This is a genomic window from Candidatus Omnitrophota bacterium, assembly GCA_041649175.1.
GTDB lineage: Bacteria > Omnitrophota > Gorgyraeia > Zapsychrales > JBAZNR01 > JBAZNR01.
Genome location: JBAZNR010000001.1, coordinates 1080909 through 1092959, shown reverse-complemented (window position 1 = coordinate 1092959; position 12051 = coordinate 1080909). Strand labels below are relative to the sequence as shown.

11 protein-coding genes are annotated in these 12051 nt (G+C 42.6%); 1 reads left to right on the top strand and 10 read right to left on the bottom strand.

Annotated features, from left to right (window positions below):
- Nucleotides 1-39 precede the first annotated feature (39 nt).
- Nucleotides 40-261 carry a hypothetical protein gene (locus WC676_04580; GenBank protein ID MFA5059883.1) on the bottom strand — a complete coding sequence of 74 codons (222 nt, stop codon included), beginning with the start codon at nt 259-261 and terminating at the stop codon, nt 40-42.
- A 159-nt stretch (nt 262-420) separates the two neighbouring features.
- A complete protein-coding gene (locus WC676_04575; protein ID MFA5059882.1) occupies nt 421-3336 on the bottom strand; it encodes a UvrD-helicase domain-containing protein in 2916 nt (971 codons plus the stop codon).
- Nucleotides 3337-3518: 182 nt separating this feature from the next.
- Here WC676_04575 and rpmB point away from each other — a divergent pair, with 182 nt between their 5' ends.
- Nucleotides 3519-3764, top strand: coding sequence for a 50S ribosomal protein L28 (gene rpmB, locus WC676_04570; GenBank protein ID MFA5059881.1), 246 nt, complete (start codon nt 3519-3521; stop codon nt 3762-3764).
- On the opposite strand, the gene recJ is transcribed toward rpmB, so the two are convergent.
- The 8 genes from recJ to trpB all read right to left on the bottom strand — a co-directional run bounded on the left by recJ (nt 3761) and on the right by trpB (nt 12051).
- Nucleotides 3761-5446: a single-stranded-DNA-specific exonuclease RecJ gene (recJ, locus tag WC676_04565; protein MFA5059880.1), complete on the bottom strand. Its 1686-nt coding sequence runs from the start codon at nt 5444-5446 to the stop codon at nt 3761-3763. The genes rpmB and recJ overlap by 4 nt on opposite strands.
- A gap of 4 nt (nt 5447-5450) precedes the next feature.
- Nucleotides 5451-7124: an arginine--tRNA ligase gene (gene argS, locus WC676_04560; protein MFA5059879.1), complete on the bottom strand. Its 1674-nt coding sequence runs from the start codon at nt 7122-7124 to the stop codon at nt 5451-5453.
- 22 nt (nt 7125-7146) lie between these two features.
- Nucleotides 7147-7473, bottom strand: coding sequence for a ribosome silencing factor (gene rsfS / locus WC676_04555; protein MFA5059878.1), 327 nt, complete (start codon nt 7471-7473; stop codon nt 7147-7149).
- 187 nt (nt 7474-7660) lie between these two features.
- On the bottom strand, nt 7661-7828 hold the full coding sequence (locus WC676_04550; protein ID MFA5059877.1) for a hypothetical protein: 168 nt from the start codon (nt 7826-7828) through the stop codon (nt 7661-7663).
- Nucleotides 7829-8023: 195 nt separating this feature from the next.
- Entirely contained in the window at nt 8024-8701 is a 678-nt protein-coding gene (locus tag WC676_04545) for a dienelactone hydrolase family protein (protein ID MFA5059876.1), read from the bottom strand.
- A 24-nt stretch (nt 8702-8725) separates the two neighbouring features.
- On the bottom strand, nt 8726-10066 hold the full coding sequence (locus WC676_04540; GenBank protein ID MFA5059875.1) for a pitrilysin family protein: 1341 nt from the start codon (nt 10064-10066) through the stop codon (nt 8726-8728).
- 1 nt (nt 10067) lies between these two features.
- The gene (gene trpA / locus WC676_04535) at nt 10068-10859 is read right to left on the bottom strand and encodes a tryptophan synthase subunit alpha (protein MFA5059874.1); all 792 of its coding nucleotides are present in this window, start codon (nt 10857-10859) and stop codon (nt 10068-10070) included.
- 13 nt (nt 10860-10872) lie between these two features.
- On the bottom strand, nt 10873-12051 hold the full coding sequence (gene trpB, locus WC676_04530) for a tryptophan synthase subunit beta (protein ID MFA5059873.1): 1179 nt from the start codon (nt 12049-12051) through the stop codon (nt 10873-10875).

The following is a 12051-nucleotide window of genomic DNA, read 5'->3' as shown; positions in this document are numbered from 1 at the left end:
AAAAACAATATCCTAAGAAAAATTCGGTACAACAGGCTGTTATTTGAAATACGATTTTGCGCTACGTGCCTTTTTTGCGTCAGCCCCGTTAGTCGCGTGAAACTTGACCCATTCTGCGGAAAAACGCTTGAGCCAGTCTTCAGCCGCCTTTTCAAAACCAATATCATAGCCGGCCTTTTCGCTTTCAATCCAGAGATGTCGGTTGATCTCTTCGACAACTCTCTTGTCCTTCAATAACTCTTTAAGATCGATCTTAGCCATTGATGCTCCTTTCTTCAGGATTTGCCTTATTCTATAGCTATGGACAACTTTCTGTCAATATATTTCGTGAAGCCCCTTTGCAAAAGTTTTACTATCACGTTTTATCTCTACGAGATACGGAAAAAATGCCGCTGCAAATCGTAAGAGAGAATGTCCCGCTTATCTTTCATGGATTTCCGCAGACGGACAGATCTGATTATACGCGCAGAAAAGACAAGCCATGCGCGTTGGCTTGGCCGCAAAATCCGCCGAACGGATACCGGAAGATGCCTTTAAAACTATTTCGGTAACTTTTTCCGCATTTACCGCGGCAACCTGCGCCCGCCCTACTAATCCGGTTTCAAGAAAATGAAGCTCTTTATAGGAAGGAATTTGATCGAATATTTTTTCATACGCCAAGCTGTATAAGGAAAGTTGCAAGCTCTCTTTTGCCTGGCGATCAGCATTTTCTTGCGTTTCTACCGCTGAAGATTTGAAATCAATAATAATGACCTGCCCGTCAACAATATCAATTCTATCCCAGCGCCCGATCATCCGGTTATTTCCCAGAAGAAAAGAGAAATCCTTTTCAACATAAGCCGGAGTGACTTTTGACCTTTCTTGATCCTGATAAAAATTCCTGATCGCCTGCGTGCCGGATTTTAAACGCAACTCAATATGCTCTCTCGACAAAAACCCTTCACGGCGAAATGATTCTTCGAAAACCTTAACAACATCATCTTCCGAAATTGGTAAATTTTTGATCTTATTTTGGTGATAATACTGCACCGCGTCGTGAAGAGCTTTGCCGTAAAGAACTGTATGATGCGCCATGATCGGCACGCGTAAAATATGGACATATTTATATTTTAGCGGACAAGTCAAATAATCATCGATCTGGAAATAACTTAGATTAAGGATCTGTTCGTCATCAATGACCGACGACGAAGCCAATGCTTGCGCTTTAGCGCGGGGAGCATTGCGTTCAATGGCTTCTAAAGCACTTTTCTTTATAGCTTGAACTAGCCTTTTGTCCGCCACCGCTTCCAAGACAAAACGGCTGACATTTTTAGGACGCTTTGTTCCGTAATCCGAGGCTGAGGTCAAATACAGTTCCTTTTCGGCGCGTGTCATTCCGACGTAAAAAAGTCTTCGCTCCTCTTGAATATGAAAATCACCGACAGGAAGAATGTCTTTGATCAGGTCTTCCGGAATTTCAATAGGCTCTCGGCGTAAAGGCCACGGAAAGCGGCGCTCCACTAAAGACACCATAAAAACAACCGGAAATTCCAAACCCTTGGCTTTATGGATCGTCAGGATGTTGACCGCGCGCGCATCCAAGTCAGCTTGCGCCACCGGTGGGTCATCGCCAACATTGATCAGCATGTCCAAATAATTCACAAAGGCGATCGCCCGGTTCTCACCGGAAACGGACTCAAATTCTTTAATGATGTCAAAAAACTTTGCCAGATTCTTTATTTTTTGTTCATTGTCCGCGTTTTGATCTTGCGCAAGATCTTTGATAAACCCTGTTTGTGTTAAAAAAAGATATAGTAGTTTCCCTGCCGAATGTGTCTTGGATAATTCTAAAAAGCTGGAAATATCCTTAATAATTTTTGTTTTCGCTGATAAAAACTCGCCGGACAACTCTCCGGCCCCGTTTAGCGCTTCTGGTTTTTGTAAAATATAAAAAAGGTCCCATTGTTTGCGTTGAGCTAGATTCATTACCCTGGTCAGTTCAACGATCGGGAGCTGATAACAAGCGGATGTCGATAAGAAATACAAACTCAGAGAATCTGATGGGTTGATCATCAGCCGTAAAAACGCAATACACAAGCGAATCTCGTCGCACGAATAAAGCCCTTGATTACCGCTAAACTGCCAAGGGATCCCGCGCATGTTAAGTGCTTGTAAAAACGCATCCGCGTCAGAGTTAGAGCGGACCAAAATAGCAAAATCACAGTAATCATTTTTCTTGGATTTAACTTTTTTTTCGATACATTCCGCCACCCAATCCGCTTCCGAAGATAAGGTATCAAAATGCATATGCTTGGCCGGCTTTCCCTTCTTGGAAATCCCGATCAGGCGCTTATTGATCTTGGCCTGCACTTCAAAACGGTCCGGATTATTATTTTGAATGATACGATAAGCGCAATCTAAAATAGGCTGAACCGAGCGATAATTCTTTGTCAGGGCGATCTTCTCGCTTTTAGGATACACCTTCATAAAGTTTAAAATATTACTGACGGCAGCTCCTCGCCATTTATAGATAGACTGATCATCGTCGGCCACAGCCGTTAAGTTACAATCTTTTCCCGCTAAAAGCTTCACGAGCTCAAATTGCGCATAATTCGTGTCTTGAAATTCATCGATCAGAATATATTTAAACTGGTTTTGATAACGCCGAAGAACACTGGGCCGCTGGCGAAACAAATTAAGCGTTAAATAGAATTGATTGGCAAAATCGATTTTGTTGGCTTTTAACAATAATTCTTGATATTGCTCGTAGCATTTTGCCAATTCCATTTCCCGCATCGCCTCTTCAGTAAGCGCATTGTCCGTGCCTTCTCGGGCTTTTATGAGAAGTTTTTGGGCATACCCGAGATATTCTTGAGGAGAAATGTCTTCGTCGCGGGCGCGCGAAAAAAGTGAGATCATCGCATCAATGAATTTCGTCGGCGTTCCTAGGGGGCGATAGTAGCTCAGCGGAAATTTAAATAAATTTTCCCTAAAAAAAACAACAGTTTGGGGACGGGTCAAAACTTTAAAATCAGGGTTCATACCTAATTCCAAAGCATTTTCGCGTAAAATCTTGTCTCCGAAGGCATGGAACGTATAGATCCAGGTATCCGTAAATCCATACGGCACTAAGATGTCAACTTTTTCCTGCATTTGAAATGCCGCCTTATCGGTAAACGTAAGGGCCAAGATCTGGTCGGGACGGATCTTCTTATCAACGATCAAATGCGCGATACGATGCGTAATGACCGTTGTCTTCCCCGTGCCGGCTCCCGCAATGATAAGAAGCGGCCCCTGCTCGTGGATAACGGATTTTTTTTGCTGAGGATTAAGATCTTTTAGGATGGGATTAGCCATTTAACGTATTATATCTCTTCTAAAGAATACCACAGAACTTTTTATGAGCCTGATTTACGATCCCCGGAGAAATTCCGAGCGAAAGCCGCCCGTAAAATATTATTGACAAAATTCTATTTTCAAGTATACTTCATCAGTTCGTCGTTCAAATATTTTTTAAAACCTACAAACACGAAAAAACTATGGCAAAATTCTGCAAAATCTGCAACAAAGGTTCTATACGGGGAAACAAATACGTCCGACGCGGTATGGCGAAAGCCAAAGGCGGCGCCGGTCAAAAGATCACCGGAAAGACCCTGCGCCACTATTTACCTAATCTGCAAAAAGTTAAGATCATTCTTAACGGTACCGTTCAAACCGCTTTGGTCTGCAGCCGCTGTATCAAAGCCGGAAAAATAACTAAAGCCCAGCGAAGTTTCAAGTCTTAATCAGCCTCTTTAATATCTTTTATTTCCAATTGTATAATAGGGTCTTTATTCCAATCATCAGTGGAAACCGCGTACGCCAGATCTAATTTTGTGCCTCCGGAAACCAGGTCAAAGAATCTTCCCAGTCCAAATCCAACCGCTTGAAGAACAACTTTCCCGTCACTCACCCAGAATTTAATGGTATCGCGCCCTAAGATGACGGGCGGCGTCTTGACTGTTAACTGCCTTGAACAGAAAACCGGCGAGGGATTTCCTTCACCAAAGGGCTCCAAAGATTTAACCGCCTCGACAAGCTCTAAGGTCAAGCTGGATAATGAGATCTCGCAATCAATATCAAGTGTTGGAATTAAACTCTGGACATCCATATGATCTTTCGCAAATTGATTGATCAAATTGTTGAAATTCTCAATGTTCTCTTTTTTGATCGTCAACCCCGCCGCGTGTTCGTGTCCGCCAAAATTTTCTAACAAAGCTTCACAGTGTTTTAAAGCTTCATACATATGAAAGCCGTCAATCGATCGTGCCGAACCGGTTCCAAGCCCATCTTCCAGCGAAATAACAATGGTCGGCCGATAGAATGTATCCATAATACGCGAAGCGACAATACCCACAATGCCCCGATGCCAGCCTTCTTTGCTCAAAACAATAATGCGATGATCTTTAAAATTTATTTCTCGTTCAACAACGCTTAAGGCTTCTTCAATGATATTGCCTTGCATTTTTTGGCGTTTCTGATTTTCTTCTTCCAAGCTTTTAGCCAATGAATACGCTTCATGTTCTTCTTCGCTTAGCAAAAGCTGTAAAGATTTTTCTGCTGACCCCATGCGGCCGCTGGCATTGATCCGCGGGCCCAAAACAAATCCGATCGAATGCGGCTTTAATTTCTTCCCTTTGATGCGCGCCACATCCATTAAAGCCATTAAACCTTTATTTTTGGTGTGGCTCAATTTTTCTAATCCAAACTTAACAAAAACCCTATTTTCTCCTAAAAGTTCAGCCACATCTGCCACCGTCCCTAGCGCCACCAGATCAAGGTAGTCTTCGCACGCCTTCCCCAATAATGCCTGAGCAAGCTTAAACGCTAGACCAACGGAAGCCAATCCCTTAAAAGGATACTTACAATCATGGCGTTTTGGATTTATGACGGCTACCGCGTTGGGAAGTTTTTTCTCCGGCGGCTCATGATGATCCATGATGATCACATCGATACCAGCATTATTTAAAGCATCGACTTCGCTGAATGCCGTAATGCCACAGTCAATGGCGATCATCAATCTAACATCTCTTTTTTTCGCGAAATCAACGATCGCATGATTTAAACCATAGCCTTCGTTGATACGATGCGGGATGTAGTTGATGACATCTAGACCTATTTTTTGCAGAATATTTTTCAGGATAACCGAAGAAGTGATCCCGTCCACATCATAATCACCAAAAATAAGGACCCGTTCTTTCTTTTCCTTGGCTTTATGGATGCGTTTTAATGTTTTATCCATATCCGCGAACAAAAGCGGATCGTGCAAAGATGACAAATTAATTGATAAGAAGTCTTTGGCGTCTTGCGAAGTGCTGATGCCGCGATTTAAAAGAAGCTGAGCGACAATGGGATGAAGTGAAAGAGAATTGCTGAGATCGGCTTGAAGTTTTGGATTAGGGTGCTTGATATTCCATTTTTTTTGCATTGATTTACATCTTTTGAGGAGTACTGACCCCTAAAAGCTTAAGGCCGTTAGCAAAAACGATTTTGGAGGCGTCGATGAGGGCAAGCCTTTGCGATGATAATTCTTTATCATCGCTAATAACGCGGCATTGGTCATAAAATTTATGAAAGCATCCTGCTAATTCCAGTAAGTAGCTGGCCAGCGCAAATGGATCCCGTTGGCGAGAACACAACAAAATAACATCCGGAAAAAACCCGATCTTTTTGATCAAATCCATCTCGGAGCCTTCTTTTAAGAGATCCAAATTGTCATGTTTTGACTTCAGCTTTGATTGCTGGGCAACATCAAGAATGCTGTAAATACGCGCGTGAGCATACTGAATATAATAGACCGGATTTTCAGCTGTTTCTTTTTTGGCAAGCTCCAGATCAAAATCTAAATGTGCTTCAATATGGCGCATCAAAAAGAAATACCTGGCAGCGTCATTGCCAACTTCATTAAGCACTTCTCGAAGACTAATATATTGGCCGCGGCGCGTAGACATCGAGAGCGGCTTGCCACCTCTAGAGATCGTCGCTAACTGCACGATCAAAACTTCCAAATTCTTTGGATCAATTCCCAGCGCCTGAACAGCAGCTTTGATGCGCGGAATATATCCATGATGGTCCGGGCCCCAAATATTAATGGCGCGATTAAATCCACGATCAAATTTATTCTGATGGTAGACAATGTCCGGGGCTAAATACGTAAAACTTCCATCGGATTTCTTAACAACCCTATCTTTATCGTCACCAAACCGTGTTGACTGAAACCACCAAGCCCCATCTTTTTCATACACAAAACCGTCTGTTTTTAGCGATTCCAAGGTCGTTTCAACATTTTTTGCCGCGGCAACTTTAGATTGGTGCGACCAAGTATCAAAATTGACCCCAAAATCTTTTAACTCTTCTTTGATAACCGCCAGAAGATAGCTCGCGCCAAATTGTGCAAAAACGACCGCATCGATTTTGCCAAGATCATCCGTTGTTTTGACTTGATGCTCTTTCATGAAAATCTGCGCCATGTCGCGAATGTAATCTCCTTGATATCCGTCCTCGGGAAATTCAATTTTCTCTCCTAAAATTTCTCTGGAGCGCAGCTCAATGGATCGTCCGAGGATATTGATCTGATTACCCTCATCATTGACATAAAATTCTTTTTTTACGTCATAGCCGCTAAATTTGAGGATATTCGCTAAAACATCGCCGACCGCAGCTTGACGCGCATGAGCAACGCTTAAAGGCCCCGTCGGATTAGCGCTGACAAATTCAATTTGAACTTTTTCACCCCTTCCCTCATCCAAACGGCCAAAATTCTCGCCTTTTGAGAAAACCTCATAGAGAACATTGCATAAAGCACTAGGCATTAAGAAAAAATTAATAAAACCGGGTGCTTTAACTTCGATCTTGTTTATTTTTTCTTTGAGTAAACCGGTTTTTGCAGACGCAGAAAGGTTTTTTTCAATGGTTGAGGCTATGGAAATAGGATTTTGCTTCAACAAAGCGCTTAAGCGCATAGCAATGTTGCAGGAAAACTCACCATGCTGTTTATCGCTGGGGACTTCTAAGTTAATCGGCGGAAGTTTTTCTAAGGACGGATAAAGTTCGCGAAGAGCTTTTTCAATGGATTTTTGCAGGTGCAGTTCTAGATCTGGCAGCATGAAGAGTAGACCGTTGAATCGGTTAGCGGGACTTATTTTTCCAATTGATCCTGGGTGCCGCTTGCCACAGATGTTCGAGGCCGTAGAATTCTCGCGCATTCGTTTCAAAAATGTGGACCACCACATCCCCCGTATCCACTAAAAGCCATGTGAGGCTTTCAAAGCCGGGCCGATAGCTTGCATTAACGCCATACTTGGCTAATTCATCAGCAATGCTACTGGCAATGGCACGAATTCTTCGATCGGAAGTCGCAGAACAAATAACAAAATAATCACAAAAATTAACTGACTTGCGCATATCCAAAACAAGGATATCGTCCGCTTTTGTATCCAGCGCAAATCCTGCGATTAATTTGGCTAAATTACGAGAGGTTAAGTTTACGCGAGTTTTTTTAATGGCAGAATAAACCTTTTAAATGAATTCTTTTAAAAAAGAAAACTCTTCTTTAGTTACTAAAGAAGGTTTTCTTTAATCGCAAATCCGTTTTAGATTTTAAGCCCTTGAGACATAAAAACACAAGAGGCTTGCTGAACCCTTACTTCAATTTTGCTGCTTGGTCTTTCGACAAAACACGCCAGCATTCATGCGGGCCGCTTTTGGCTTTGGTCACGGCGAAGAAACGTCCGCTCTTTTCTCTTACTTTGAAATCAGACGACTTAAATTTCGATTTGGACTTCACATCATAAAATTCTAACTCTGGCATCTGTTTCTCTCCTTGTGGTTAGATGATTGAACTTAACCGTGAATATATTAGTCCGTTTACTTCATCTTAGGGCATATCCGCAATTCTCCTTCTTGCCGGAAACTTACCGAAAGACAAATAAGAGTCTAGCTGATATTCATTTCTTTGTCAATATATTCGTATGTAAATATTTGGATTTTTATTCAAAATACGAAATTATTTTATCCGGCTGATCCACTCAAGGGCTTCATTGACGATTTCTTCGGGCGGCCATCCATAGCCGCCTTTAAAAATACGCAACTGCGACTTAACTCCTAAAACTTTTAACTTGCTGTCCGCGCGCTGAACCTGGTCTAAATTAAAATCATCTTCGCCGACAGCCTGATAGACCGCCACCGAATATGTGGGCTTATCCAATCCTAGGCCGCCGCCAAAAGCAATGATGGCCCTGAACTTCTCCGGATGACGATAAGCAAAATCATAGGCCATCGTTGCTCCGTTAGCGAAACCTGCCGCATAAAGCCGGTTATTGCGGACATTATATTTATTTCGGACATCTTTCAAAACGGATTCTTGGGCTTTGATCACTTTGGGCCAGGTTTCTTTATCCAGGTCAGAAAAAACAATATCTTTAAATCCTACGATGAACCAATTCAACTTATAAGCCGCGTAGGAGAAAATACGGGTTGTTTCAACACCGTCTCCGCGATGATGAAAACAAAAAAGCACCGGATAGCTCTCGCTTTCCTTAAATTTCTCCGGAAAACGAACAGCGTACTGAATGCCTTCTTTGGTTGTTTGGATTTCCTCTTCGTGGGCGTAAAGGCCAGCCTGCGGATTAATGAAAAAATTGACCAGAAATATCGTGATCAAAATCAGAAATAATCGTTTCATATCAACGTGACGTTAAAAGCAGTTTTAACTACCAGAAACACCCACTAATCGCCGCAGGTCTTTTTCCTGGGATTCAGCCAATGGTCCGACCACGGAAAGGTTGAAATGATTTTCGTTTAAGATCTGACCGGCAACCCGCCGGATATCGGATATTTCGATCTTCTTTACTTCTTTAAGAATATCTTTTAAAGTACGCGTTTTATTAAGAGCTGTCACCGACTCCCCTAACCAAAGCATATGTTCTAGTGTATCTTCCAATCCTAAAAGAATTTGTCCTAAATAATAATCTTTGGCGCGCGTAAATTCATCTTTCGTGACGTTCTCTTTTTTGATCTTGGATAACTCTTCTAGAATAACTTTAACCGCCTCAACGATCTTTTTATTATCAACGCCGGCACGAACCATAAAAAGGCCCGTATCCTGGAGAGATTTAACGGAACTGCCGATAGCATAGGCAAGCCCTCGCTTTTCCCGAACTTCGTCAAAAAGGCGGCTGGACATATTAGCCCCCAAAATCACATGGAGCAGATTTAAGATATATTTATCCTTATGATCGTAAGGCAACCCATGCATTCCTAAAGCTAAATGCATTTGCTCAATGTCTTTACGAAATAATTTAACTTGCGGACTATTTTGCCTGTTCTCGAATTTAAGGAAACTTTCGGTTTGTTTTTTTGCCTGATTACGAAATTTCCTCGTAACAAGTTTTAATAAATCTTTATGCTTGAACTTTCCGCAGGCCGCCACGACAATATTTTTGGAAATATACTGGCCTCGATGAAATCCCTGCAGATCTTTTTCGCTCATCTGCCCAACGGTTTCAAAGCTTCCAGCGAGATTCTTTCCCAGAGGGTGGTCAGGCCACACCAGTTCGTCTAAAAGCTCTAAAACGAAATGCTGCGGAAGATCATGGTACATCTTTATTTCTTCTAATATAACACCGCGCTCTTTATCAACATCCTCTTTAGTGATCAGCGGCGATAAAACCATATCCGCCAGAACATCAAAAGTCTGGTTTAAATGCTTGGCCGGAACTTTGGCAAAATAACAGGTATTTTCTTCGGAGGTAAAGGCATTGAGCATTCCGCCCACACCTTCAATAAGCTCTTTGATCGCTTCGCAGGAATAATTCTTAGTTCCTTTAAAGAGGATATGCTCTAAAAAATGCGCGGCGCCTTTTACCTTATCTTCTTCATAGCGGCCGCCGGCATTGATCCAAATTCCTATAGAAATACTATCTCGGTCTTTCATTTCATAACTGACAACACGAAGCCCATTAGGCAAATCTGTCTTTTGATACATAAAAACCTTTCGTTTAGTCAAAGGCGGTTGAGGCGCATGCGCCTCAACCGCCTTTAAATTCATTTTACAGAGATACGGCTAACTTCTTCACAAAACGCGAAACATTTTTCACTAAATCTTTTTTTCCTGCATTTCGCTCAATCTCTTTAACGATCGCGCTTCCGACAATAACACCATCGGCAATGGTGCCGATCAACTTCACTTGAGAAGGATTGGAAACACCAAAGCCAACACAGATCGGCTTGTTAGTTAACTGCTTTGCCGCGCGAACATTCTTGATAATTGTTTTCGGCAAAGCCTTGCGCGTGCCCGTCACCCCTGCCAAGGAAACATAGTAAATAAAACCGCTGGAAGCGCGAATAACTTTTTCAGCCCGTTTTTTTGTGGTTGTCGGCGACAAAAAGAAAATAGTTGCCACATTGTATTTTTGCGCCGCAGAAATTAACCGGCCGGCTTCTTCCGGAGGCAGGTCAGGAATGATCACACCATCAACGCCAAAACGACTTGCTTCTTTAATAAACTTCTCTTCGCCAAAATGAAACACGGGATTATAGTAACCCATCAAACAAATAGGGATTTGGGATTTCCGACGGATACAACGCACCAATTCAAAGATCTTCTTTAAAGTAACTTTCTTTTTAAGCGCTCTAAAAGAAGCGGCTTGAATAGTCGGGCCGTCGGCTAATGGATCAGAGAAAGGCACGCCTAATTCGATCAAGTCAACGCCGGATTTCTCAAATTCCAAAACTAATTTTTCGGTCGTTTTCAGATCCGGATCGCCAGCCGTGATAAATGCAACGAAAGCTTTCTTTCGTCCAATCTTAAGCTCTTTAAATTTTTTATCAATGCGATTCATATTTGTTCTTTCACTAGATCAAATCTTTGATCGAACTGACATCTTTATCACCGCGCCCTGACAAACAAACAATAACGGTGGCGCTTCCCTTAACTTTCCTTGCTAATTTTTCTAAATAGCTGATTGCATGTGCCGATTCCAGGGCAGGAATGATCCCTTCCGTTTGTGAAAGAAGTTTTAAACCCTTAATAGCTTCTTGGTCTGTCACGGAAACATAATTTGCCCGGCCAATTTTCTTGTAATACGCGTGTTCCGGCCCGACTCCGGGATAATCTAATCCGGCCGCAATGGAGTGGGCGATTTTGACCTGGCCATCGTTTTCTTGCAAAAGACTGCTTTTACTTCCATGCAAAACCCCCGTTTTCCCTTTCCCCAGAGAGATCGCATGCATGCGCGTATTCATCCCTAATCCAGCCGCTTCTACGCCGATCATCTTTACGCTTTTATCGTTAAAGAAAGAATGAAAAAGCCCCATAGCATTGCTACCGCCGCCAACACAAGCGACGATACAATCCGGCAAACGATGTTCTTTGGCTAGAATTTGCTTTCGGGCTTCCCGTCCGATCACGGATTGAAAATCACGCACCATCACCGGATACGGATGAGGGCCGGCAACGGAACCGATAATATAAAAAGTATTGGCCACATTCGTCACCCAATCGCGAATAGCTTCATTCATCGCGTCTTTAAGCGTCTTAGAGCCGCTAGTGACCGGAATAACTTTCGCGCCCAAAAGTTTCATTCTAAAAACATTAAGCGCCTGACGTTCGATGTCTTCCTCGCCCATATAGATTTCACATTTCAAGCCGAACAAAGCCGCAGCGGTCGCGGTCGCCACACCATGCTGACCAGCACCCGTCTCAGCAATAATACGGGTTTTCCCCATATTTCTGGCGATCAGAATTTGACCTAAAGTATTATTGATCTTATGCGCGCCAGTATGAAGAAGATCTTCGCGCTTGAGATAAACCTTGAGATGTTTTAAATGACGACTAAGCCGCTTGGCCAAGTAAAGATTAGTCGGCCGTCCGGCATACTCACGAAGATAGAAATTAAACTCTTCTTTGAATTTTTTGTTCTTTTTTAGAGCGTAAAAAACTTTTTCTAGGTCCGCTAAAGCCGACATCAGCGTCTCAGGAACAAATTTCCCGCCAAACTCTCCGAAATGTCCTTGCTTATCTGGTAAACTCAT

Excerpts from the sequence above, each read along its gene's own strand:
- WC676_04580 (MFA5059883.1), bottom strand. The coding sequence starts at position 261 with ATGGCTAAGATCGATCTTAAAGAGTTATTGAAGGACAAGAGAGTTGTC.
- WC676_04575 (MFA5059882.1), bottom strand. The coding sequence starts at position 3,336 with ATGGCTAATCCCATCCTAAAAGATCTTAATCCTCAGCAAAAAAAATCC.
- rpmB (MFA5059881.1), top strand. The coding sequence starts at position 3,519 with ATGGCAAAATTCTGCAAAATCTGCAACAAAGGTTCTATACGGGGAAAC.
- recJ (MFA5059880.1), bottom strand. The coding sequence starts at position 5,446 with ATGCAAAAAAAATGGAATATCAAGCACCCTAATCCAAAACTTCAAGCC.
- argS (MFA5059879.1), bottom strand. The coding sequence starts at position 7,124 with ATGCTGCCAGATCTAGAACTGCACCTGCAAAAATCCATTGAAAAAGCT.
- WC676_04550 (MFA5059877.1), bottom strand. The coding sequence starts at position 7,828 with ATGCCAGAGTTAGAATTTTATGATGTGAAGTCCAAATCGAAATTTAAG.
- WC676_04545 (MFA5059876.1), bottom strand. The coding sequence starts at position 8,701 with ATGAAACGATTATTTCTGATTTTGATCACGATATTTCTGGTCAATTTT.
- WC676_04540 (MFA5059875.1), bottom strand. The coding sequence starts at position 10,066 with ATGAATTTAAAGGCGGTTGAGGCGCATGCGCCTCAACCGCCTTTGACT.
- trpA (MFA5059874.1), bottom strand. The coding sequence starts at position 10,859 with ATGAATCGCATTGATAAAAAATTTAAAGAGCTTAAGATTGGACGAAAG.
- trpB (MFA5059873.1), bottom strand. The coding sequence starts at position 12,051 with ATGAGTTTACCAGATAAGCAAGGACATTTCGGAGAGTTTGGCGGGAAA.